At 45.4% G+C, this 24,120-nt stretch carries 23 protein-coding genes and 1 pseudogene; 20 read left to right on the plus strand and 4 right to left on the minus strand.

Annotation, left to right across the window (positions count from 1 at the left end; genetic code table 11):
* Positions 1 to 121 precede the first annotated feature (121 nt).
* The 10 genes from nifH (at position 122) to M886_RS00810 (ending at position 10,783) form a co-directional block, all read left to right on the plus strand.
* Positions 122 to 943 (plus strand): nitrogenase iron protein, encoded by an 822-nt coding sequence (gene nifH, locus M886_RS00765; protein ID WP_048050478.1) that lies wholly within the window; start codon positions 122 to 124, stop codon positions 941 to 943.
* Between the two features lie 41 nt (positions 944 to 984).
* Complete coding sequence (locus M886_RS00770) at positions 985 to 1,302, plus strand: P-II family nitrogen regulator (protein WP_048050479.1); 318 nt, start codon at positions 985 to 987, stop codon at positions 1,300 to 1,302.
* Positions 1,303 to 1,326: 24 nt separating this feature from the next.
* Positions 1,327 to 1,704 carry a P-II family nitrogen regulator gene (locus tag M886_RS00775; protein WP_015411305.1) on the plus strand — a complete coding sequence of 126 codons (378 nt, stop codon included), beginning with the start codon at positions 1,327 to 1,329 and terminating at the stop codon, positions 1,702 to 1,704.
* A gap of 1 nt (position 1,705) precedes the next feature.
* Positions 1,706 to 3,304 (plus strand): nitrogenase molybdenum-iron protein alpha chain, encoded by a 1,599-nt coding sequence (gene nifD, locus M886_RS00780; RefSeq protein ID WP_048050480.1) that lies wholly within the window; start codon positions 1,706 to 1,708, stop codon positions 3,302 to 3,304.
* A 13-nt stretch (positions 3,305 to 3,317) separates the two neighbouring features.
* Positions 3,318 to 4,688, plus strand: coding sequence for a nitrogenase molybdenum-iron protein subunit beta (gene nifK / locus M886_RS00785; protein WP_048050481.1), 1,371 nt, complete (start codon positions 3,318 to 3,320; stop codon positions 4,686 to 4,688).
* A 165-nt stretch (positions 4,689 to 4,853) separates the two neighbouring features.
* Positions 4,854 to 6,461 (plus strand): nitrogenase iron-molybdenum cofactor biosynthesis protein NifE, encoded by a 1,608-nt coding sequence (gene nifE, locus M886_RS00790; RefSeq protein WP_048050482.1) that lies wholly within the window; start codon positions 4,854 to 4,856, stop codon positions 6,459 to 6,461.
* A 12-nt stretch (positions 6,462 to 6,473) separates the two neighbouring features.
* Positions 6,474 to 8,054, plus strand: coding sequence for a nitrogenase component 1 (locus M886_RS00795; RefSeq protein WP_048050483.1), 1,581 nt, complete (start codon positions 6,474 to 6,476; stop codon positions 8,052 to 8,054).
* Positions 8,051 to 8,869 carry a molybdate ABC transporter substrate-binding protein gene (gene modA, locus M886_RS00800; protein ID WP_048050484.1) on the plus strand — a complete coding sequence of 273 codons (819 nt, stop codon included), beginning with the start codon at positions 8,051 to 8,053 and terminating at the stop codon, positions 8,867 to 8,869. The genes M886_RS00795 and modA overlap by 4 nt, the downstream gene beginning before the upstream one ends.
* A 106-nt stretch (positions 8,870 to 8,975) precedes the next feature.
* Positions 8,976 to 9,641 carry a molybdate ABC transporter permease subunit gene (gene modB, locus M886_RS00805; protein WP_011032678.1) on the plus strand — a complete coding sequence of 222 codons (666 nt, stop codon included), beginning with the start codon at positions 8,976 to 8,978 and terminating at the stop codon, positions 9,639 to 9,641.
* Between the two features lie 14 nt (positions 9,642 to 9,655).
* Positions 9,656 to 10,783 (plus strand): ABC transporter ATP-binding protein, encoded by a 1,128-nt coding sequence (locus M886_RS00810; protein ID WP_048039720.1) that lies wholly within the window; start codon positions 9,656 to 9,658, stop codon positions 10,781 to 10,783.
* A 210-nt stretch (positions 10,784 to 10,993) separates the two neighbouring features.
* Here M886_RS00810 and M886_RS00815 read toward each other — a convergent pair whose 3' ends face one another.
* Positions 10,994 to 13,822 carry a cache domain-containing protein gene (locus M886_RS00815; RefSeq protein ID WP_048050485.1) on the minus strand — a complete coding sequence of 943 codons (2,829 nt, stop codon included), beginning with the start codon at positions 13,820 to 13,822 and terminating at the stop codon, positions 10,994 to 10,996.
* A 310-nt stretch (positions 13,823 to 14,132) separates the two neighbouring features.
* Between M886_RS00815 and M886_RS00820 the strand changes: the two genes are divergently transcribed.
* Entirely contained in the window at positions 14,133 to 14,717 is a 585-nt protein-coding gene (locus tag M886_RS00820) for a PEF-CTERM sorting domain-containing protein (RefSeq protein WP_048050486.1), read from the plus strand.
* A gap of 161 nt (positions 14,718 to 14,878) precedes the next feature.
* Here the strand turns inward: M886_RS00820 and M886_RS00825 are convergent, their stop codons facing one another.
* Positions 14,879 to 15,760 carry a class I SAM-dependent methyltransferase gene (locus tag M886_RS00825; protein WP_048051605.1) on the minus strand — a complete coding sequence of 294 codons (882 nt, stop codon included), beginning with the start codon at positions 15,758 to 15,760 and terminating at the stop codon, positions 14,879 to 14,881.
* Positions 15,761 to 15,963: 203 nt separating this feature from the next.
* Between M886_RS00825 and M886_RS00830 the strand changes: the two genes are divergently transcribed.
* Positions 15,964 to 16,308 carry a P-II family nitrogen regulator gene (locus M886_RS00830; RefSeq protein WP_015411312.1) on the plus strand — a complete coding sequence of 115 codons (345 nt, stop codon included), beginning with the start codon at positions 15,964 to 15,966 and terminating at the stop codon, positions 16,306 to 16,308.
* 10 nt (positions 16,309 to 16,318) lie between these two features.
* The gene (locus tag M886_RS00835; RefSeq protein WP_235203837.1) at positions 16,319 to 17,092 is read left to right on the plus strand and encodes an ammonium transporter; all 774 of its coding nucleotides are present in this window, start codon (positions 16,319 to 16,321) and stop codon (positions 17,090 to 17,092) included.
* Positions 17,093 to 17,100: 8 nt separating this feature from the next.
* Here the strand turns inward: M886_RS00835 and M886_RS17590 are convergent.
* A pseudogene (locus tag M886_RS17590) lies at positions 17,101 to 18,197 on the minus strand (IS630-like element ISMma8 family transposase).
* Between the two features lie 57 nt (positions 18,198 to 18,254).
* Between M886_RS17590 and M886_RS00850 the strand changes: the two are divergent.
* Positions 18,255 to 18,692: a hypothetical protein gene (locus M886_RS00850; RefSeq protein ID WP_235203838.1), complete on the plus strand. Its 438-nt coding sequence runs from the start codon at positions 18,255 to 18,257 to the stop codon at positions 18,690 to 18,692.
* 299 nt (positions 18,693 to 18,991) lie between these two features.
* Positions 18,992 to 19,276, plus strand: a complete 285-nt coding sequence (locus tag M886_RS00855) for a hypothetical protein (protein ID WP_048037617.1) — start codon at positions 18,992 to 18,994, stop codon at positions 19,274 to 19,276.
* A gap of 73 nt (positions 19,277 to 19,349) precedes the next feature.
* On the opposite strand, the gene M886_RS00860 is transcribed toward M886_RS00855, so the two are convergent.
* The gene (locus tag M886_RS00860; RefSeq protein WP_048037618.1) at positions 19,350 to 19,715 is read right to left on the minus strand and encodes a YnfA family protein; all 366 of its coding nucleotides are present in this window, start codon (positions 19,713 to 19,715) and stop codon (positions 19,350 to 19,352) included.
* 204 nt (positions 19,716 to 19,919) lie between these two features.
* On the opposite strand from M886_RS00860, the gene M886_RS00865 reads away from it, so the two are divergent.
* The 5 genes from M886_RS00865 (at position 19,920) to arsB (ending at position 24,069) form a co-directional block, all read left to right on the plus strand.
* On the plus strand, positions 19,920 to 20,954 hold the full coding sequence (locus tag M886_RS00865) for a permease (RefSeq protein ID WP_011032687.1): 1,035 nt from the start codon (positions 19,920 to 19,922) through the stop codon (positions 20,952 to 20,954).
* Positions 20,955 to 21,070: 116 nt separating this feature from the next.
* Positions 21,071 to 21,304, plus strand: coding sequence for a thioredoxin family protein (locus M886_RS00870; protein WP_015411315.1), 234 nt, complete (start codon positions 21,071 to 21,073; stop codon positions 21,302 to 21,304).
* Between the two features lie 30 nt (positions 21,305 to 21,334).
* Positions 21,335 to 21,718: a putative zinc-binding protein gene (locus M886_RS00875; protein WP_048050487.1), complete on the plus strand. Its 384-nt coding sequence runs from the start codon at positions 21,335 to 21,337 to the stop codon at positions 21,716 to 21,718.
* 418 nt (positions 21,719 to 22,136) lie between these two features.
* Complete coding sequence (locus M886_RS00880; RefSeq protein WP_048050488.1) at positions 22,137 to 23,024, plus strand: universal stress protein; 888 nt, start codon at positions 22,137 to 22,139, stop codon at positions 23,022 to 23,024.
* Positions 23,017 to 24,069 carry an ACR3 family arsenite efflux transporter gene (arsB, locus tag M886_RS00885; RefSeq protein WP_235203839.1) on the plus strand — a complete coding sequence of 351 codons (1,053 nt, stop codon included), beginning with the start codon at positions 23,017 to 23,019 and terminating at the stop codon, positions 24,067 to 24,069. Before M886_RS00880 ends, arsB begins: the two co-directional genes overlap by 8 nt.
* Positions 24,070 to 24,120 lie beyond the last annotated feature (51 nt).

A 24,120-nucleotide genomic window follows, 5' to 3' on the forward strand; every position in this document is an offset into this window, starting at 1 on the left:
ACCGGAAACAAAAACTAAAACAAAAGGAAGTTTTCATTTTGTAGAAAAATTTAAATAATATTAGATGGTACAACGGTTACCGGCTTCCGGTAAAGAAATAAAACGAGGAGCAAGGTAAGACATGAGACAAATAGCAATCTACGGAAAGGGCGGTATAGGAAAATCCACTACCACGCAGAATCTTACTGCAGCCCTTGCGACTATGGGAAACAAAATTCTCCTTGTGGGATGTGACCCCAAAGCAGACTCTACCAGAATGCTGCTTGGCGGCCTGAACCAGAAAACCGTGCTTGATACACTCAGAAGTGAAGGAGACGAAGGAGTAAACCTTGACGTCGTTGTACAGCCTGGTTTTGGGGATATTAAATGTGTGGAATCAGGAGGGCCCGAGCCCGGTGTAGGATGTGCAGGCAGGGGCATTATTACTTCCATAGGGCTGCTCGAAAACCTGGGAGCCTACACTGAAGACCTTGACTATGTATTCTACGACGTGCTTGGTGACGTCGTGTGCGGGGGCTTTGCCATGCCTATCCGCGAAGGAAAAGCCAAGGAAATTTACATTGTGGCCAGTGGAGAGCTGATGGCCATTTACGCAGCAAACAACATCTGTAAAGGACTTGCAAAATTCGCCAAAGGAGGAGCACGTCTCGGAGGCATTATCTGTAACAGCAGAAATGTGGACGGAGAACGCGAACTCCTTGAAGCATTCGCAAAGAAACTTGGAAGCCAGTTAATCCACTTCGTACCCAGGGATAACATCGTCCAGAGGGCAGAGATCAACAGAAAGACTGTAATTGACTTTGATCCCGAATCCAATCAGGCACACGAATACCTGACCCTTGCCAATAACGTCCAGAACAACACCAAGCTTGTGGTCCCGACTCCGCTCCCAATGGAAGAGTTAGAAGCCATGATGGTGGAATTCGGAATTGTTGAGCTCTAAATATGAGTGACTGTTGAAGAGAGATAGAGGAGATGAGAACGATGCAAATGATACGTGCAATCATAAGGCCGGGAATGGAGTCAAAGGTTGTCGAGAGCCTTGAAAAAGAAGGCTGCATTTCCCTTACAAAAATGGAAGTCTTCGGGCGGGGCAAGCAGAAAGGGATCCATATTGCAGACGTGCACTACGACGAACTGCAGAAGACCATGCTCATGATGGTTGTCGAAGATGAACACAGGGACAGAGTTGTACAGACCATAATGGAGGCAGCCAGGACCGGAAAGTACGGAGACGGAAGGATATTCGTAAACCCGGTTGAAGAAGCCTACACCATAAGGACTGGAAAGCCCGGACTTTGAGCCGGATTTTCGGAGGAAAATTCCGTGAAAGAGATTACGGCAATAATCAGGATGAACAGAGTCCAGAAAACCAAGGATGTGCTCCTTGAATGCGGCTTTCCCTCCTTTACCGTGAGAAGGGTGATGGGTCGCGGAAAACAGAAAGGGCTCTGCTTTGAATTTAACCCGCCTCTGCCAGAACCTGAAAAGGAAGCAGAGACCTGTATTCACTTCATTCCAAAACGCATGTTCACCATTGTGGTGGATGATGAAAATGTAAACGAAGTGGTTCGGAAAATTATAGAGGTAAACCAGACCGGACATCCGGGAGACGGAAAAATATTCGTATCAAGTATCAGCGAAGCATACCGTATAAGGACCGGAGAAAGCGGAGAAGCAACCGTGAATAAGGAGATGGTGTGATATGGGAGCGGAAATTAACTCTGATATTGGAGACAAACAGCAGCTTGTTGAAAATATGATGAAAGCGCTCCCGGAAAAGGCTGCAAGAAACAGGAGAAAACACATCGTTGTCAGGGACTGTTCCACCGAACAGCACATTGAAGCCGACGATAAGGTAATTCCCGGAATCCTTACAAACCGCGGATGTGCTTTTGCTGGCACCAAAGGTGTGGTTTTCGGGCCGATCAAAGACATGGTGCATATCGTCCACGGGCCCATAGGCTGCGCATTTTTCACCTGGGGGACCAGGCGAAACTTTGCAAAGGCAGAAGAGGGCGAAGACAACTACATGAATTACTGCGTATGCACGGACATGAAGGAGACCGATATTGTCTTTGGAGGAGAAAAAAAGCTAAAGAAAGCCATTGACGAAGTTGTAAAAATCTTCAATCCCGAAGCAGTTACCATCTGCGCAACCTGTCCTGTCGGGCTTATAGGAGACGACATCGAAGCAGTTGCAAGGGAAGCTGAAAAAGAACACGGTATAAAAGTAATTCCTGCCCGATGTGAAGGGTATAGGGGAGTCAGCCAGTCAGCCGGACATCATATTGCGAGCAACGCCCTGATGGAGAACCTTATCGGGACCGAGGATATTAAAAACCCCACCCCGTTTGACATCAATATATTCGGAGAATACAATATCGGAGGAGACCTCTGGGAAATTAAGCCGATCCTTGAAAAAATAGGGTACAGAATTGTCTCAACCTTTACCGGAGACGGGTCATTCCATAAACTTGCACAGGCCCATAGAGCAAAGCTAAGCATCCTGCTCTGCCACCGCTCCATCAACTACACAAACCGCATGATGGAAGAGAAATACGGGATTCCCTGGCTGAAGGTCAATTACATAGGTACAAAAGCTACTGAGAAGTCACTCAAGAAAATGGCAGAGTTCTTTGACGACCCTGAAATCACCAGAAAAACCGGAGAAATCATTGCCGAAGAAACTGCAAAGTACAGAGACGAGATAGAGAAATACAGAAAGAAGCTCCAGGGAAAAACCGCCTTTATCTATGCAGGAGGTTCAAGAAGCCATCACTACACGAACCTCTTTGAAGAACTCGGTATGAAAGTGGTTGTTGCAGGCTACCAGTTTGCCCACAGGGACGACTACGAGGGCAGGCAGGTCATTCCCCACATGCAGGAAAAAGCCCTTGGTTCGATCCTTGAAGATATACACTACGAAAAGGATGAAAATGTCAAACCGGCAGTCAGTCCTGAAAGGATTGAGGAGCTGAAAAAGAAAATCGGTCTCATGGACTATGAAGGGCTCTTCCCGGAAATGAAAGATGGGACCATTGTTATAGATGACCTCAACCACCACGAAACCGAAGCCCTCCTGAAAACCCTTAAACCTGACATTTTCTGCTCAGGGATCAAGGATAAGTACTGGGCTCAAAAGCACGGGATCCCTTCAAGGCAGATCCATTCCTATGACTACAGCGGACGCTATACCGGTTTTTCCGGAGTTGTAAATTTCGCAAGGGACATAGACATGGCTATGCACAGCCCCACCTGGAGGTTCATACGCCCGCCCTGGAAAGGAGAAGGAGAAGAATAAGGAGGGACGAAAAATGTTAGACTATACCCCATGTGAAGAGATAACCAGAGAAGCAGTAACCATCAATCCTGCAAAGATCTGCCAGCCAATAGGTGCGGTATATGCGGCTCTTGGTGTGCACAACTGCATGCCTCACAGCCACGGTTCACAGGGCTGCCTTTCGTACCTGCGTATGTGCCTGAGCAGACACTACCGCGAGAACCCTGTCGCAACTACCAGCAGTTTCTCAGAAGGTACCGCAGTTTTCGGAGGCGCAGCAAACCTCAAGGAAGCCCTTGGAAATCTGACTGCAATCTATAGACCTGAAGTAATTGCCATCCATACAACCTGCGTGGCAGAAACCATAGGAGACGACGTGGGAGTTATCATTGAAGACGTAAGGGCTGAAGAACTCATAGACCCATCAATCAAGATCTGTGCGGCTTCCACTCCAAGTTACGTGGGCACTCACATAACCGGCTATGACAATATGGTAAAGTCCTTTGTGACCACCTTTGCCAGAAAAACCAAGCCGAACGGAAAACTCAACCTTATCCCCGGCTTCGTGGAACCCGGAGATATCCGGGAAATAAAGCGCATACTCTCAATCATGGGAATTCCGAACATCGTCTTCCCGGACACAACCGATGTTTTTGATGCTCCCCTTACCGGAGAGCCGGGGATGTACCCGAAAGGAGGGACTCCGATCGGAGATATAGAGGATTCCGCAAATTCTGCAGGGACCATAGCCCTCTGCAGGATGGCAGGAGGATCAGCAGCAAAAATCCTGGAAAGCAAGTTTAAGGTTCCGGCAAAAATAGGGCCTACCCCTATAGGGATAAGGAACACCGACCGCTTCGTAATGAACGCAGCAAAACTTGCCAATGTGGCGATCCCTCCGGAACTCGAGGATGAACGCGGCAGGCTTGTAGATATGATGACCGATGCTCACCCTCATTACCATGGGAAAAAGGTTGCCATCTATGGGGACCCGGACATAATTTCAGGGCTTACGAGCCTTGTGATGGAAATGGGCATGGAACCGGGTGTGGTGCTTACCGGCACCCAGAACTCTGAATTCGAAAAAGAAGTAGAAGGACTCACAGGTTCCGAGTACCCGGAAGCCGATATTATCTCGGGAGGGGACCTCTTCATGCTCCACCAGATCATCAAGCGAAAGCCCGTGGACCTCCTCATCGGCAACACATACGGGAAATTCATATCAAGGGCAGAGGATGTGCCCCTTGTAAGGGTAGGATTCCCGATAATGGACCGGGCAAACCTGCACTACTTCCCGATAATGGGGTACGCCGGAGCTGCACGACTGGTGGAGCGCATAGGAAATACCCTGCTTGACAGGAAAGACAGAGACGCACCGGACTGGTTACTTGAAACCATCCAGTAACGAAGGAGCCTGAATATAAAGGTAGTGATCTGAAAGGTACTGACCTGAAAATCTCAGAGATGACAGCAAACTGATAAATTCAAAATTGGAAAAAGTGGAAAACTGCCGCTGCAGTTCTGAAAACAGGTAAAAATCTGAAAACAGAAGCAGAGGGGAGTGAAATAGATGAGTGAGAAAACCGGGATAGTGGATACTCTCGAAGAAAGGCAACCGTATATTACCAGAAAACAGGAAAAGGAGCAGGAAATTCCCCTTGCCTGCGACAATAACTCTCTTGCAGGAGCCATTAGCCAGAGGGCATGTGTATATTCGGGAGCAAGGGTTGTCTTAAACCCCGTAACCGATGCAGTCCATCTGGTCCACGGCCCCATAGGCTGTGCAGGGTATACCTGGGACATAAGGGGTGCAAAGTCCAGCGGAGTCGAAACGAACCGCAGCAGTTTCAGTACGGACATGAAAGAGATCGATGTTGTCTTCGGAGGAGAGAAAAAACTCTCAAATGCAATTGATGAGCTGGCAGGCATCTACCGCCCTCCGGTCATTTTCGTGTATTCTACATGCATTGTGGGAATTATCGGAGATGACATGGAAGCCGTATGCAAAACAGCAAGCAAGAAGCACAATATCCCGGTAATCCCTGTAAAGTCCGAAGGGTTCAAAGGCAACAAGTCCGACGGATACAAAGCTGCATGCAATGCCTTAAAGCAGCTTATAAAAAGACCTGAAAAGAAGACTGTAGAAAAAAAACCCGAAATAAGGTCTGAATCTAAAAAACCGGATATTAAACACTCAAAAATCGAGAAGATGGAAATCAAAAAACCGAAGATCAATATCCTCGGGGACTTCAACGTGGCTGGGGATGTCTGGCTCGTAAAACCCCTCTTTGAAAAGATGGGAATCGAAGTCATAGTCTCCATGACCGGAGATTCGACTGCCGAATCCATTTCAAGGGCAGCGGAAGCAGACCTCAACCTCGTCCAGTGCAGCGGATCAATGACCTATCTTGCAAAATGGATGCAGCAGGAGTACGGGATTCCATATCAGACTGTAAGCTTCTTCGGAATCGAAGATATTTCCATTGCTCTTCGGAAAACTGCGGAATACTTCGGCTCGGAAGAAATGAAAAAGAAAGCAGAAAAGATTCTTGAAGCCGAAACAAACCGTATCATGCCTGAAATTTCCCGTGTAAGAGAGAGTATCAAAGGGAAAAAGGCCGCAATCTATATGGGAGGCCCTGCCAAAGCTCTCACGCTTATCAAAGGTTTTGCGGAACTGGGCATGGAAGTGGTCATTATAGGGACCCAGACCGGGAAAAAGGAAGACTACGAGCAGATCAGCTATTCGGTCCGGGACGGGACGGTCATTGTGGATGATGCAAACCCCCTGGAACTTGCAGACCTGCTCGTGAAACAGAAAGCCGACCTGATGGTTGCAGGCGTGAAAGAGAGGTTTATCGCATACAAGCTGGGCGTTGCTTTCTGCGATTTCAACCACGACAGGGTGGTGGAGTTCGAAGGCTTTGACGGCTTTGTAAACTTTGCAAAGGAAGTGGATGCTTCCATTAACAGCCCTGTCTGGAAAGCTGTCAGGCAGAGGACCCTTAACCCCGAACCCCTGGAGCCGAAAAAAACCATGGTAGAATCGGGACAGGAAAAAGCCACAATCAAAGAAGAAGTTTCCGAAAAACCATACTCAAAGAAGTGTAAGGGTCTAGCCCCGAAACCGGAGTTTTTACACTCCGGACAGGATGCTGTAGTTGAGAGTGAGGTATGAGGAGGCAATGAGATGACTAAAAGAAACTATGCAACCGTGAACCCCTGTGTTATGTGCCAGCCCATGGGAAGTGCCCTTGCCTTTAAAGGAATTGAAAACACCATGGTCCTCTACCACGGCTCCCAGGGATGCAGCACCTATATGCGCCTGCACCTTGCCCACCATTTCAGGGAGCCTGTGGATATTGCCTCAAGCTCCCTGAGCGAAAAAGGGGCTGTCTACGGGGGCAGGGAAAACCTGAAAAAGGGACTCAGGAACGTCATCAACAGGTACAGACCGAAGGTGATAGGTGTTGCGACCACCTGCCTTGCAGAAACGATCGGCGATGATGTTCCTGCGATTATCAGGGAATTCAAAGAGGAAGAAGGGATCGGAGACAACCCTGAAAAAGATATAATAATCATTCCGGTTTCCACTCCCAGCTATGGGGAAAGCCATGTCAGCGGATATATAAAATCCCTGGATGCCATTGTAAGGAAATTTACGGAAAAACCTGAAAGTCCGGAAAAACCGAAAATCCCGGAAGACACCGAAATCATGGATTACATGGAAAACATGGAAATTATGGGGTATACGGACATCCTGGAAAAAGAAAAGGCAAGGGAAAGCATGGGGAATGCAAAAAGTCCTGGCATGAAGAAAGAAGCACCCTATCCGATTAAAACTTCAAACGGCAAGCTCAACATTATCTCTGTCGAGAGCGTCTCCCCGGCTGATGTGAGGGAAATGAAAGAGATCCTTGCAGAGACCGCAGGGGGCTACATCTTTCTCCCGGACATTTCCGATACCTTTGATGCACCACTTCGGGACCATCTTCCAAAAATCGCTCCCGGAGGCACTCCGCTTTCGGAGATTGCCGATATGCCTGACAGCAGGGCAAGCCTGGGCCTGGGTGTTGTCAGCACGAACCTGGCTGTGAAATACCTCGAAACTTCCCACGGGGTTCCCGGACACAACGTCCCCATCCCCATAGGGCTCTCAAACACCGACCTTTTCTTTATGGAACTGGTCCGTATCCTTGGCTGCCCTATCCCTGAGAAATACCAGAAAGAAAGGGGAAGGCTACTCGATGCCATGGTAGATGTGCATAAGTACCTCTATGGAGTAAAGGCAGCGGTCTACGGGGACCCGGACACTGTATTTAGCCTGACGACCTTCATGCTGGAACTCGGGATGAATCCCGTCCTGGTAACAACCGGAAGCAAAAGCCGGAACTTCGAAAAGAGAATAAAACAAATCTTTGAAGAGATCAGGCCGGAACTGGAACCTGTAGTTCTGGACGGGATTGACTTTGACAGCCTTAAAGATGCAGTAAAGGAATGCAGTCCCGAAATCCTGATAGGAAACTCCAACGGGAGATATATTGCCAGAGCACTCGACATCCCGCTTGTAAGGGTTGGACTGCCAATCCATGACAGGGTAGGCGCACAGCGCATCCTTACTGTCGGGTACAGGGGAGCCCTGGAACTTCTGGACAGGATCACAAACATCATCCTTGAAGTTACGGATACTTTCACCGCGCCTGTACAGCCGGAACCTGAAATATATGCCGGTAATGGAGCAGAAAACGAATATGCAGAGGAATTGCAGTGAGCGGCAGAAGGGAAAAAAGGGACAGAAAGGCAAAAAAACTGATACTTCCGGCTTTTGCAGCAATTCTCTGTCTTGCCGTACTTGCCTTTATTGCAGTCTCCCATGAGACAGAAGAAGAAACAGCCACCATCACCGTTTCGGCTGCAGCAAGCCTTACTGAAGCTTTCACTGACATTGCCAGAGAATTCGAAGCCGAGAACCCGGACACAAAGGTCGAACTGAATTTTGCAGGTTCGGGAACACTTCGAACGCAAATTGAGTCAGGAGCACCTGTTGATGTGTTTGCTTCGGCTTCGGAGAGTGATATGGACCTCCTCTCTGGAAAAGGTCTGATCGAAGAAAGCTCAAGAAGAGATTTTGCAGCAAACACCGTCGTAATGGTGGTGCCTGAGAAAAACCGCTCAGAAAGCCCGAAAAAGTTAGAAGACCTGACTGCACACAGCGTAGAAAAAATTGCGATAGGAAACCCTGAAACTACGCCGGCAGGCAAGTACGCAAAACATGCACTGGAAGATGCAGGGATCTGGGACGAGATAGAGAGTAAAGTTATCCCTGGAGAAACTGTGAAGCAGGTGCTCACTTATGTGGAAACCGGAGAAGTTGATGCGGGTTTTGTGTTCATTACAGATGCAGAAAACTGCCGGAAAGACCTGTATGAAATAGCACTTACAGTTCCTGTTAACGAATCTATAATTTACCCCATAGCGGTAATAAACGAATCCTCAAGCAAGGAAAAAGCACAAAAATTCGTTAATTTCGTTATCGGAAAAAGAGGGCAGGAAATTCTGGCAGAACACGGCTTTAAGAAGCCATGAATTAGAAAATCAAAATTACAGATTGAAGGACTTTGTAAATTGAAAAAGTAAGGATAAGATTCAGGCTTTTAACCAGAACAGGGCCTGAAAATTTGGAAGGGATTTAATGGAAATGTTTCAGGTGGTCATGAGCCCTCTTTTGCTTACTCTCAAAATTGCCGCAGTTTCAACCTTCTTTGTGACATTTCTGGGTATTCTGATCGCCTATGTGCTGGCAAAAAAAGAGTTTAGCGGAAAATGGCTGGCTGATGCGCTCGTGACCCTTCCCCTTATTCTGCCACCAACTGTAACCGGTTATATTCTGGTTATTCTCCTCGGTAAAAACGGAATTTTAGGAAATATCTTTACCGAAATTACGGGAAAAGGCATACTTTTTACCTGGCAGGCAGCAGCCATTGCAGCCTTTGTAGTCTCTTTGCCCCTGATGGTAAAAACTGCCGCCTCAGCCATAGGGACTGTGGACAGGAGTGTTGAGGAAGCAGCCCGTATCCTCGGGAGAAACGAACTGGAAACTGCTCTCTTCATAACCCTGCCTCTTGCAAAAAAAGGCGTCATCGCAGGCTGTATTCTGAGTTTTGCAAGAGCAGTCGGAGAGTTTGGGGCAACCCTGATGGTTGCTGGAAATATTCCGGGAAAGACAGGCACAATGCCTCTTTCCATCTATGGGGCATACCAGACCGGAAATAATGAACTTGCCAGCCTGCTTGTGATAGTTCTGGTTGCCATATCCTTCCTGACCATTGCAGCAACCAGCAGGCTTGCTGAAAAATAAGAGGTGAAGGCTGAATGACTATTGAAGTTGACATTGAGAAGGAATTCTACGGAAGAAAACATGGGAAGAAAGGAGAAAACCCGAGCTTTTCAATGAACTGCAGCTTTGATGCCGATTCCGGTTTTTCAGTCCTGTTTGGTTGCTCGGGTTCGGGAAAAACTACGGCTCTCCGCTGTATAGCAGGGCTGGAAATCCCGGATGCAGGTGCTATAAAAATAAACGGTAGTATTTATTTCGACAGCAGAAAGAAAATAAACCTGCCCCCTCAGAAACGGAAAATCGGTTACATGTTTCAGGAAAATGCTCTCTTCCCGCACATGAATGTCCGGCAGAATATCGAGTTCGGGTTAAAAGGTCTAAGATCCGTGGAAAAAACGAAAAGGGCAAACGAAATGCTGGTCCTTGTGGGAATTGAAGAGCTTGAGTTTGCCTACCCTGATGAGCTCTCCGGCGGGCAGAAACAGAAAGTTGCTCTTGCCCGGGCTCTCGCGCCTGATCCGGAAATCCTCCTCCTGGACGAGCCATTTTCATCCCTGGATACCGTTGTCCGCGTAAAACTGAGAAAAGAGTTGCGCATGATCCAGAAAGGACTTGGAATTCCTGTAATCTTCATCACGCACGACCCTGTAGAAGCATTTACCATGGCTGACAGGATGATAGTCTTTGACGGCGGCAGGGTGCAGCAGACGGGCTCTCCTGAGGACATATTCTACCATCCTAAAAGCCGCTATCTTGCAGAACTTGTGGGCTTCTCAAACCTTTTTGATGATGCGGTAATCGAGGGACACGGGCAGGGAGCCGAATGTACTTTCCTCTGGTCTCTGGGAACCGGGATAACTGCCCCCTATATCGAACGCACGGCAGGAGAAAGGGTTAGCTGGGGCATCAGGCCTGAGAATATTGAGCTTGTGTGCAGGAAGAATATCCATGCTATCCGGAAGGAAAACCGGAAAAACCTGTTCGACGGGACAATAATGAGCGTGGTAAACAAAGGCACCAGCCGGATAATGTCTCTCATACTCGCGGAAAGCGAAGATGTCCTGAAGGTAGAGGTTGCAAACAGAGTCTTTGATTCACTAAAAATAGAGACCGGAGACGAATGCACGGTCAGGCTAAGGACTTCGGATATGATTGTTTTCTAAGCAGAGTTCCGTCTCGCCCGAGTTCCGTCTCGCCCGAGTTCCGTCTCGCCCGAGTTCCGTCTCGCCCGAGTCCCGTCTCGGGAGGACGGGGTCCTTTTCGCTCGCTTTGCTCGCTCAAGAGGACTAATTTATAGTTAGTGGTGAGTTCATTGTTAAATGAAAAAATAAATCCCCCGGACCGTTTGATTGTCCGGGATAATTTTCTGTCGGTTAATATGGTTGAGTGGTCTCGTTCAGGTCCTCGATATAGGTCCCGGCCCCGAGCCACCAGGTGTCGTCAACCTTCTGGACGTAGCTCATCTTTGGTTCAGGGGTCATATTGCGGGCCGGGTTATAGTAATGATAGAAGAGAAAACCCCCTCCCTGCTGCGCGAGGAAGACCTCAACCTTTGTATAATTCACCCCGTAGGGGTCCTGGAGCCCGGACAGGTCCGTCCCGATAAGCTGAGGCTGATAGGGGAGTACCAGGGTAGTTCCGTTGTAATCAAAGGCATAGACATAGAGGTTGCCGCGGACGAAAGTCCCATTCTGGTCATTGAATTTCGCGATCGCTGCATCTTTTCCACTCGTATTAGCATAGTCAATTGCCTCCCCTACAAAAGATTTCAGGTTCTCCCTAACCTGGGGATCTGTCCCCGAATTCACGATCGATGAATTCTCGGGCGGATTATAAATTCCAGCCCCAAGTATCCAGCTCTGGTTTACCATCATCACATAGCTGAGTTTTTGTTTGACAGTGAAGTTGTCTGCAGGGTCTGCATAGAGATATTGAACAAAACCCCCTCCTGACTTTGCTGTAGATATCAGATCCTGGATAAACAGGGTTCCGTTCGCGTCCGTGAGATTCCACCGGTTCGTCCCGATAATTTCGGGCTGGAAGGGAAGAGCAAGAGTGGTGCCGTTTATATCGTATGCGAAGATGTAGAGTTCTTCATCAACGAACTGACCTGTCTTGTTGTTGAACTCACGAAGAGCTGCTTCCTGTCCGTTCACATGTGCATATTCGAAGGCTTTCTCGACGAATGCTACAAGTTCCTCGGGAGATGCAGTGGAATTATTAGCCGGTGTTGCCTCGGACTCGTTATGGCAGTCCTTATAATTGCCGCTGCACACAATGTAGAAGTTTCCATCGCTTCCCCGGGTTAACCTGTAGTAAGTTGTCTTATAGTACAGGTTCGCCTGGACAGGATGCATATAGACGTAATCTACCCAGCCGGTCCCGTTATTCAGTGCTCCTTCTAAAATTTCATCACGGAAAGGCTTGCCAGTTACATCTGTTTTGCCCCTGAAGTTCTCGCCGACAACCTGAATATTGTCTGCATGAGCAACCATAGTCAAATTCATATCATAGACGAAGACATAGAGGCTCGGATCTTGCTGATTTCGAGATGGTGCTTCACCTGCGTTGATGCGCCGGAAAGTATCTGCAACGTTATTCTCTATTGCTGCGGCAGTTGTATTTACAAGCTCCACCACCGCGTCGTCGGTGAATGTCTGCGGAGCGCATCCAACCCCCAGATTCCGGTAAATTATCCTCTCATACTCGCTGACTCCCTGCTCATCCTTCTGATTTCTCGCCGTCTCGATAGCCTGCTCGAAGGCACTAACCAGTGTGTCCGGAACATCTCTACTGAAGATATAGTAGAAGTCGTTCTCGCTGAGAGTGTATACGATCTCATAGTTGTTGGGATCCTCTGAAGTCTTTAACATCTGGTGTCTCCCGGCAAGGTCACCGGTTGCCCAGAGATCGATCTCGCCGTCATCCAGCATTTGAAGCAGGTTTTCGGGTGTTTCGCCATTGACAATCTGTGATTCATTCACACCCTGGCTGGCGAGGAGGTCGTTTTCGATAGAAGCCTCCACTGCACCGATTCTGTACTGGTTGAGGTCCTCTGCAGAGGATATTGTAATATTACTGCTTATCGGTGCATAGAGGACAAAGCTGGCTCTGGTAAAAGGTCCTGCCCACTTGTAAAGGGGCTCGCGTTCCGCTGTGCGGACAATAGAGAAAAGAACCGTGCTGGAATTGTTCTGTGCGATCTTGAAACCTTCTGCCAGAGGGACAATGCGGATATCTGCCCCTGAACGGTTTACGCCAATATTCTTGAAAACGGACTCGAGTACCTCGACAGAGATGCCGGTGACATTTCCATCCTCCTGGTAATTAAATGGAGCCCACTCTTCGCTCAGGTAATTGAGCCGGGCAAGGCCGACCGATGGGATATACTGCCCGAGGATCTGATCATATTTGCTGATGCCTGCAGAGTCTTTCTCTTGTTTAAGAGCATCCAGTGCCTGCTGGAAGGATTTAATGACTGAATCAGAGGTATTTTTATTGAAGGCATAATAAAGATCCTGAGCTTCTAACTGATACACAACTGTGTAGGCATAATAGTTCCCGGTTACCTGTTCAGTGAAGTGCCTCCCTGCTTCCTCAGGACATGCCCAGAGATCTATCTCGTCATTCTCGAGTGCGGCGATGTTTGCGGATGCGTTGCTTTTGGGCACGATCTGGCTCTGGTTTACCCCAATATTAAGCAGCTGCTGAGCCGCTACATCGTCGCTGATAACTCCAATCCGGTATTGCTTCAGATCTTCAGGGCCGTCTATTGTGACTCCAGGGTCTCTCTTGGCGAACAGAACGTACTTATCAGAATAAATAGGCCCTACCCACTTGAAGGACTGCTCTCTTTCGGGAGTTCTTGCTGTAACGAAGAGAACCGTATTATTCCGGGTGAGAGCAGCCTGATACCCCTCAGTCCAGGGAACGAGATGTATCTCTTCCCTGGTCACCTTCTTCCCCATTTTCTCGGTGATCGCCTCAAGGAGATCGATAGAAACGCCTTTCAGCGTACCGTTATCCATGTAATTATAAGGCGGTAGCTGTTCTGTGTAGTATGTAAGGTTAGCCGACATCATAGTGTCGTTCATATCTGTAGATGCAGCTTCAGATTCAGAAAGGGATCCGGCGGCTGGAGACAGGGCTCCAAAAAACACCGCAATAAGAATAAAGCACGTGTACCTTACCGATTGCGACATAATAGGAGTCTACTGATCAGCATATAAGTAAATACTGAATGCACCTCACCAATTTGCAAAAGAAAGGCCTTTAGAAAGGTAAAAAGCTAATACCGGAGTTTTCGAGAGGGCTAATTAAAATAGACATCTAAAAAACGTCTTCTTTTACTTTTTGAAGGTTGTTTATTGAAAGGTAGACAACATCCTGACTTTTCAAGAAACAAAGATTCTATAATTATATATTATTCGACTTCGGTCATATCTGCGATAAATAAACGAGTTAGATAAATTATAACACATTATAAATAAAAAAGGAAGAGGAAGAAAAAACATGAAAACGAGTTTATTTTTTATATTCTTGCTGGTTGTTGCCGCAATAATGGTCATGCCGGCAAGCGCAGGAGAAGTAACAATAACATTTGACGAAGGCAGGGTACCTAAGGGGCATGAAATCGGAAACGCCTATTCGGATATGGGAGTCACGTTTTCGTCCGGAGCGACAATTGTTGATACAGGTGAATGGTGGCAGAGACAGGACCTGGGATTCTGGAACCAGAATAATTATTTTACTCAAATCACTTTCTCACCGGTTGTAAGATCGGTTTCAATAGATTTCGAAGACGCATTTGCAGGCAATATGGACGCATTTCTTGTAAACGGGGAAATTCTTTCCAGGTCCAGATGCAACTTTTTATGGGTCACAGAAAAGAGATTGCGGATAGAAAGCAATGAAACAGGCATCCAGAGCATATCATTATCAGGCGATTTCCCGTGCGTAAATAGCATAAAATTCAATAATATGGTTTATGATCAGGTCACAGAGCCTTCTACTCAGATCCCTGAGTTTCCCACTGTTGTACTTCCAGTGGCTGCATTACTGGGCATAGTACTTATATTCCAGCGCAGGAAAAACTAAATTCCAAAGGAATTGTTATTGATTCCAGAGGAATTGTTATTGAGGTAAATTTTTATTTTGGTGAATCGCTGTGAAGATGGATTGAAAGAAAATAAGATTCATAATCATGTTCTGAAAATCTTTCAATCCATTTTTAAAATCACTCTTCTCAATATTCAATATTATTCTCTTTTTACAGCTCTCAAAACAACTGCTCCTTCCATATTTTCGGTTTTCACACCAAAACCTGCTTCCTCAAAAAGCTCTTTCCATTCAGCTTCCGAAAGCTGGGGTCCGTGATGGTGGTGGTGTGCCAGCGGCTCAACTGCAGTTAATGACCCGCCTTTTTTCAACACCCTTTTGATCTCAAAAAGTGCGAACTTAATATCTTCCAGGTGATGGAGCATTAAAAAGCAGGTTACAGCATCTATCGAGTTCTTTTCAAAAGGCAGGGCATAGGCGCTTCCTGTCCTGAACTCAACATTTGGCAATCCGAGGACTTCAGCATTCATTTCTGCCTGGCCTGTGAGGGAATCATGAAGGTCAATGCCGTAAACCTGCGATTCAGGGTTATTTTTTGCAAGCTCCATTGTGAGTGTCCCGAAACCGCAGCCAATATCAAGGATAGTTTCCCCTTTTGTTTCCGGAAGCACGGATGGGATCACCTTGCCCCTTACACCGGACATGCGGTCTTCAGGGAATTTAGCTTTTTTTGCTTTTTCTGCATCTATTGAGATGAAAGGAAGGATAGAATAGACTTTTGACCCGTTAACAGCCATCAAACCCCTCACGTAAGCACTGCTGGCATCGGCTGTAACCAGTTCCACAATGGAGACTCCGACATCCCTGCAAAACCGCAGGTTCCATTCTTCTCTTTTTTCAGAGAATTTGAAATTCAGAGGAGTATGCACCACGATATAATACGAATAGCTGGGGCTGAAGTATGCTGATACTGATTCAGGTTCATTCAGGCGAATTTCGCTTATGCTTTCCCTGAAAAGGGAGAGGATTTGCAGGGAAGTTTCATCTGCCTCGTTTCTTACAATTCCGATTTCTCCAAACATAGCTCTGAATTTGATTTCAGGGAATAAAAATTCTCTGATAGAAGAGATGAAAAGGGGAAGTCTGGGTTTTAAACCCGGGTTGATCGAATTCAATAACGAATATTTTTACAGGTTTTTGCCCCATACTGTTCAAATAATTAGCACATATTTAGATAGAATTAAATAGAATAAAGTAGGATAGAGGATACCTACTGGTGGTCGCGATGAAATACGTAATTGCAATGATAAGGCCTGAAAGGCTTGATGCAGTCAAAAGAGAGCTTCAGAAAATCGAAGTAAGCAGGTTGACTGTATCATCCGTTTCCGGCTATGGCGCTCAAAAAGGATATATGGAAATCTACAGAGCGATGGAATATGATGCAAACCTGCTTGAAAAAATCAAGATCGAAATCGCTGTAAATGACGAATTCCTTGAGCCAACAATTGAGGCAATAAAAACTGGAGCAAAAGGCAGTGACGGTTACGTTGGAAGCGGAAAGATCTTCGTGCTGCCACTTGAAAACGTGATAAGGATCCGCACGAACGAAACCGGACCTGAGGCAATTTGAGGGGTTGAAAATGGCTATAAACGGAGCAGACACTGTATGGGTATTGCTTTCATCGGCATTGGTATTATTAATGGTTCCTGCGCTGGCACTGTTCTACGGAGGGCTTGTCCAGCGTAAAAACGTCCTGAGCAGCATGATGCATTCATTCGTTGCAATGGGCGTCCTGGCTCTTGAATGGATAATAATAGGTTACTCCCTTGCGTTTTCAGAAGGCAACTGGTTTATTGGCGGCCTTGAGAATGTGTTTCTGAGCGGGATTGATCCTTACTCCGTAACAGGTACGATTCCCACCTATGCATTTGTTGCGTTCCAGGGAATGTTCGCAATAATTACTCCTGCACTTATATCTGGCGCCATAGTAGGGCGCGTCAAGTTCAAGTCTTACATCGCGTTCATCCTGCTCTGGGGCCTTATTGTCTATGCCCCGGTATGTCACTGGGTTTGGGGCGGCGGATTCCTTACCGGAGAAGCCCTTGACTTTGCAGGCGGTACGGTTGTCCACATAACTGCAGGTATGTCTTCACTTGCAATACTGGCATACCTCGGCAAGAGAAGGGGATATGGTGTTGATTCCCTGAAGCCGCACAACGTTACTCTGACCCTCCTCGGAGCCGGACTCCTCTGGTTCGGGTGGTTCGGGTTCAACGCAGGCTCGGCTCTTGCTGCAAACGAAATAGCAGCCCTTGCATTCATGACAACGCTCGTTGCTCCCGCTGCAGCAGGTTTTGTCTGGATGGCGCTTGAATGGGCGCACCTTGGACGCCCCACAGCACTAGTGTCTTAGCAACTTAATTATGGTGCATAATGCTTGGACATTTTCTCATCAGCAACTTTTCTCGTAAACTTCCAGTTGATCTTACTTTCATGTTCATTTCTTCTCTTTGTCCATGCACCCACTTCGTGGGTAAGTGTCTGCATATCTCCGATCCTTCTGTCTGTACATTCAATATCCATTACATTGATCTCTATTTCTGCAGCATTAAGCCAACTTGCATGTTTTGGTGTGTAATGGAATTCTATCTTGTCCAGAATCTTTTTTGCTTCCTCTTCGCTGAATGTTTCGTAGAATGACTTTTCTTTATGGATATTGAGATTATCCGTAACCAGTCGGATGACTTCAGCTTCAGAATATTTTTCAGTAAGGAGAATTTTCACGAATTGTGCAAAATCCTTCATAGTTCTTCTTTCGGTGACTTGAGTCACCCTTTTTCCTGCTTTAAATTCTACTGCCACGAATACATTTGCGGTTCCATTCCTGACATATTCGTAATCATATTTTTCTGGACTTCCAGGTTTCATTGGGATAGCTTTCCTCTTATCTCCAAGAAGTTGTTTTGGTTTCTCGTCAAGGCATATGAGAGGTTTTTTCGGGTCATATTTTTCTTCATAGAGGTTGAGAATGTTGTACATTCTTTCTCTATACTCGGCATTTATCTTTTGAATGCACCACATCCGTCTTAACCAAGGTTTAGTTTTGCTTTTTTTAGAATAAGCCGGATGCTCTCCTTGTTTATTGTTTCAAACCCTTCTCTCATCTTCAGTTCTTCAGTAAGCAGTACAAGTGTCCACTTTTTTCTTCCATCAGGAGGTTTGGTACATGCTTGCGCTATGATTTCAGCCGTGTGCTTTTCGGTGTATTTTATAGGCTGGCCAGTTCTTGTTTTATCTTCAAGAGCGCTTTGGAGACCTTCATCCAAGTACCTTTTCTTGATTCGCCCAACAGTATTCCTACTAACATTCAATATCTCTACGATCTCGGTGTTCTTTTTATTCTTGTTGGCAAGTAACAGGATTCGTGCTCTTGTTAGTTCTCGTGCACTTTTCTGTCCCTTTTTAACAAAGTCTATGAGGTACTGCACCTCATCTTCTTCAAGTTTTATTTTTGCCATGAATGAAGATACAGATGGGATTCAAAGTTTATAATAATGACTCAAAATTAAGTTGCCATGACACTAGGGTTTGCAACCGGTATTCTGGCAGGGCTTGTAGGGATAACTCCTGCTGCCGGATTTGTCACTCCAGTAGCCGCGATTGCCATAGGTGCAATTGCAAGCTTCATATGTTACCAGGCTGTGATGTTTAAAAACAGGCTAGGATACGACGACTCACTTGATGCATTTGGAGTTCACGGAGTCGGCGGAATAGTCGGTGCGATATTAACAGGCGTATACGCAAGTGTAGGCGGAGAAGGCCTCCTTCTCGGGAACTCTGCCCAGTTGATGATTCAGCTTCAGGGAGTGGTTATCACAATTGTATACGCAATGGCCTGCACCCTATTGATAGGATTTGTACTCCATAAAACGATAGGGCTCAAAGTCAGTGAAAGCGAAGAAATCATAGGGCTTGACAAAACCCAGCATGGTGAAGCAGCATACAACATTTGAGTTCGGGTGAATCTTCACCCTGGCTCTCTAATAGATGTTTTTATTTCTTAACTGTTTTATATTTCTTAACTATTTTTTATTTCTTAACTGTTTATTATTTCTAACTGTTTTTTAGTTCGCAGAAAAACATGCTTTTTAGAGAAAGTATGCTTGATAAAGAGAAGAGGGAATTATAATTCCTGAGAACTTTTACGCTGCTTTTATAGAGAATGTAAAGGAACACTGTAAACGTGAATATACGTTTTAAGAGAAGCCTGGCAGACAATAAATTAATGATCATATGATAGGTAGTCCTGTACATGGCCGAAAAGCTCCCACCAGAATTAATAAAGGAGTTCGAACGCGCGAACCGTCTGCACGAGCAGGCAGTCTGTGACCACGAAAAATGCAGGGAATTCAGCGAAAGTCTATCTAAACTTCTGACCAGGCTTGAAGATATGAAATATTACAGGACAGCAGACAGACTGATGAGTATCCTCATAAACTGCAGCCCCAAAGAAGCTTCCCACTGCGAAAAAGCAACCCTTGTGGGAGAGATGATGAAAGAAGTAGCAAAAGAGGCGCAAAAGGCAGCAGGGAAATGAGGACTGGATTACGTGTCCCGAAATTTAAGGTTTTCAGAGACAAACTTACCAGTCCAGCTCTCTTCTCTCAGGTTCAGCGAGGGGTATAGAACATTACAAAAACTCCCACAAGTGCTATCAATGCACCTATAACCTCATATCTGTCAGGTCTCTTTTTATCGACAAAAAAGCCCCATATAAGAGAGGAAATAATAAAAATTCCTCCGTATGCAGCATAAACTCTTCCGAAATTTGCCGGTTGAAAGGTTGGGATGACTCCATAGATAGCTAATATCAGCCCTCCCAGAAGCCCGAATAATGCTCCCTTATTTTCCCTTAACCACAACCAGACCAGATATCCTCCTCCGATTTCAAAAACACCTGCAAGGATGAACAGAAGAATAGTATAAAGAAAACACCTTTTTCTGGATATACAGCTTGATTCGACTTTAATTTTCATCCCTATAAAACGCTACAGAAAATATATAAATAAACTCATATTCGAACCCTTCAGGAGATCTGCAGTAGACATGAAATACAGGCTCCAAACTTATTTCAAAATAATTTGAAATAGGAAATTTTATATAGTTTATTTCAAATATATTTGAAATAATAACAAGAAATCTGAAAAAAACCTGGTGAAAAAGTGACCATTGATTATGTTATGTATCTCATATCGGTCGGGTTCCAGTCGCTTCAGGAGTATCTAGCTCTGCATGTGCTGATGTGCCTCCTACCTGCCTTTCTTCTAGCTGGAGCAATAGCCTCCCTCTTTTCCAAAGAATCCGTATTGAAGTTCTTTGGCGCGGATACCCCAAAATATATCTCATATACCGTAGCTGCGGTTTCAGGCTGTCTTCTTGCGGTCTGCAGCTGTACGGCTCTTCCTCTTTTTGCGGGGATATACAAAAGAGGAGCAGGAATAGGTCCTGCAACCACTTTTCTTTTCTCTGCCCCGGCAATCAATATCCTTGCAGTTGTTTATACCGCAAAAATCCTGGGATATGATATCGGAGCTGCAAGAGCCATTTTGGCTGTAATTATGTCAGTGTTTATAGGCCTTACAATGTCTCTGATTTACGAAAGGAAAGAAGCGGAAAAGAGTTCCATAAAAACCTTTGGAGAAGAAGAACACAAACACACTGTTGAACTTTTTATTTTGCTAATTGCAGTTCTTGTAGCACCGGAATTCATGTCCTCGTGGGGCTGGAAATTCACAAATCAAATAATTGCCTGGATACCCCTGATAGCTCTTACTGCATACCTGTCTATTAAGTGGTTCTCAAAAGAGGAGCTTGAAAGCTGGATGGGAGAGACCTGGTTCCTGATAAAACAGATCACACCCCTGCTCCTTATAGGTGTATTTTTCGCAGGCATTATAGTTGAAGTGCTCCCAAAAGAGATTGTAGCATCTCTGGTAGGAGGGAATTCCATTGCTTCTAACTTTGTCGCATCTATTGCAGCAGCCCTTATGTACTTCTCCACTCTTACGGAAGTCCCTATCATCAAAGCTCTTACCCTGCTTGGAATGGGAACAGGACCTTCTCTTGCCATGCTTCTTGCAGGTCCGGCACTTAGCCTTCCAAGTATGATTGTTATCAACCGGGTAATGGGAATAAAAAAAGGAATGACTTATATTTTCTTCGTAATAGTGGTTGCAACTATTTCGGGGTATATATTCGGACTTACGATTGTGTAAAAAATAATACTGAAACAAACAAGATCTAAATAACCCTAAGAAGAAATGAAGGCTAGAGATCAAATAAAAAAATGATAGAGAATAAATAAAATTAATAAAATGTTCAGGTGAAATACATGAAAATCGAAATACTGGGTACTGGATGTGCAAAATGCAAAAAAACAAAGGAACTGGCAGAAAAAGCAGTCAAAGAACTGGGCGTGGATGCTGAAATTGTCAAGGTAGAGGATTTTGATAAAATTCTTGGATATGGAGTTATGGTCACGCCTGCCCTTGTTATTGACGGAGACGTCAAAGTCGCAGGAAAAGTCCCAAGCGTGGAAGACATCAAGAAATGGATCACCAAATGAGAGTTACTAAACAAACAGGAGAGAAAAATAATGGCAGAAGAAACAAAATGTTCATGCGGCTCGGCAAATGTCGGAATCTTTGCCTGCAGCGGAGCGTCCAACGTCGGCCAGATAGCGAACAAAATTGCAGTCGAACTTACAAAGCAGGAAGTCGGGAAAATGATGTGCATCGTTGGGATTGGTGGCAGGATCAACGGGCTCCTGAAATCGGCCGATGGTTCCGACAGGCTTATAGCTATTGACGGCTGCCCCCTGAATTGCACGAAAGAGACACTTGAACTTGCGGGATTTACCCCGGACAGGCATATTGTGGTCTCCGAGTTAGGAATCAAAAAGAACAAAGATCTGGATCTTAAAGACGAAGAAGTTAAGGAAGCAATGGATAAAGTAAAAGAGATACTGCAATCCGAGTGACACCCATATTTTCGTTATACTTTTTATCTTAGGTGACCTCATCACACATTCGTTATACTTTTTTATCTTTACACATTTTTTTCTCTATATCTTTTTTCATTATCCATTTTTTTCTCTATATCTTTTTTCGTTACCCATTTTTTCTTTATACCTTTTTTACCCATTTTATTTAAGATTATTCAAAAACTTTTTTGAGTCCGTCCAGTCTGGATTTTTTATTCCGGACTTTTATCCTTATTGTCTTTATTCCAGCTGTTTTCTTTAACCATTTTATCATTGCATTGTTTTTACCTTCTTTTACCCCAAAATCGAAAGTTTGCACACCTTATTTATATTGACAGAAGAATACTATTAAAAGGGGCTTTAACGGGAAGGCTCGATTAAAACGTTATCATAGCCTGAAACAGGGGGAATCGGATTGATTGAAACTGTACTTGTTCCTGTAGACTTTACCATTGAAAAGGAAGACTTGCTTGGCTGCATAGGGGAATTTAAAAATGCGGGACTGAAGAAAGTTATTCTGCTGCACGTCGTGGACATACATAAAAGCCAGGGGCTTACCCCCACGTTTGAGAGAAATGCAAAGAAAATAATTGAGGACTACGAGGGCTTTGCAGAGGAACTGGGGCTTGAAACCGAAGCTCTGGTAGTGATAGGAGATATTAAGAGGACAATTTCAGAAACCGCGGACCGGAAAAATGTTGATGCCATAATAATGGGAGCCACAGCTAAGGGATTCATAAGAGGAAGATTTCTTGGAAGGACTACGGAACACATTGCGCGCAGTTCGAAGAAGATTCTGCTTGTTGAGAAGTACGATGCCCTGAAAGAAGGAAAAGAATATTATAAAAATGCATGCAGGGCAACTTTCTCAAGGGTTCTTGTGCCTCTTGATTTTTCGAAAGAGTCAATGAAAGCGATAGAACAGCTTCAGGAATTTGAGGGGATAGTAAAAGAAGTCCTGCTCCTGCACGTAATAGATAACATAAAAGACATGGATTTGCTGGATGAACAGAGAGAAGAAGCAAAGGGGAAACTAGGGAGAATAAAAGAGCAGCTTGCAGGCATAAAGAGCCAGTACCTTGTTGTTGAGGGCATCCCATCCGACGAAATTGTCAAATTTGCAAACATAGAAGAGGCCACTATGATTATGCTGACTTCCCGTGGGAAGGGGGATTTGATAGACCTGATACTCGGGAGCACGGCAGAAAGCGTGCTCCGAAAAACCACAAAACCCGTATTAATTATCCCTGCAAGCAAAGAGTTCGATGGAGAAGAGTGGGACGAAGGAGAGGAGTATGCCTGAGGGAGCTAAACAAAGGGAGCTCGACTTTTTCAGTAAATACCTATCTATCTGGGTTGCGGTCTGCATCATACTCGGAACCGCACTGGGATATGCTTTTCCAGGATTTGCGCGCGCCCTTGGTGGAATTGAAATTGCAGAAGTTTCGATCCCCGTAGCTGTAGTACTCCTGATCATGATGTATCCTATAATGCTTAAAATTAATTTTGAAGAGATTTTGAATGTCGAAGCGAACCTGAAACCCCTCGTCCTGACCCTTGTCGTAAACTGGTTGATAAAGCCCTTTACAATGGCTTTTGTTGCGTGGTTTTTTATGAGCGTCCTTTTTGAAGCCCTGATCCCTGCTGACCTTCAGGCACAGTACATTGCAGGCATGATTCTTCTGGGGCTTGCCCCCTGTACGGCGATGGTGCTTGTCTGGACCTACCTTGCAAGAGCAAATATTAACTATGCTTTAATTCAGGTCTCAGTAAATGACCTTATAATCCTGGTCCTTTTCGCCCCGCTGGGAAAATTCCTGCTCGGAGTCACAACTGACTTCCCTGTTCCTCTTATGACAATCTTTGTCTCGGTCCTGTTTTATGTGGCAATTCCTCTCGGTCTTGCTGTGCTGACAAGGCAGGTAATGATAAAGAAAAAAGGCATTTCCTGGTTTGAAAATAAACTTATACGAAAAACTCAATGGATCACTCCTGCCGGGCTTTTGATAACTCTTGTCCTGATTTTTATATTCCAGGGAAGCAACATCATTAATTACCCTCTGCATATCCTCCTGATTGCGATCCCCCTTGTTCTGCAAACTTACCTGATCTTCTGGATAGGTTATGCAGGAGCAAAATACCTTAAAATCCCTTATATGGAAGCTGCACCCTCGACCTTTATCGGTGCCAGCAATTTCTTTGAACTGGCAGTAGCAGTAGCTTTAATTCTATTTGGAATGGAATCAGGGGCAGCTCTCGCGACAGTTGTAGGAGTGCTTGTGGAAGTGCCTGTTATGCTTTCCCTTGTGAAAATTATGGAAAGAAGCAGAGAGAAGTTCAAGTTCTGACGAGATTAGACATGGGAAAAAAGCAAAAAATAGAACAGATTGAAAATCAAT

The organism is Methanosarcina soligelidi, from assembly GCF_000744315.1.
GTDB classification, from domain to species: domain Archaea; phylum Halobacteriota; class Methanosarcinia; order Methanosarcinales; family Methanosarcinaceae; genus Methanosarcina; species Methanosarcina mazei.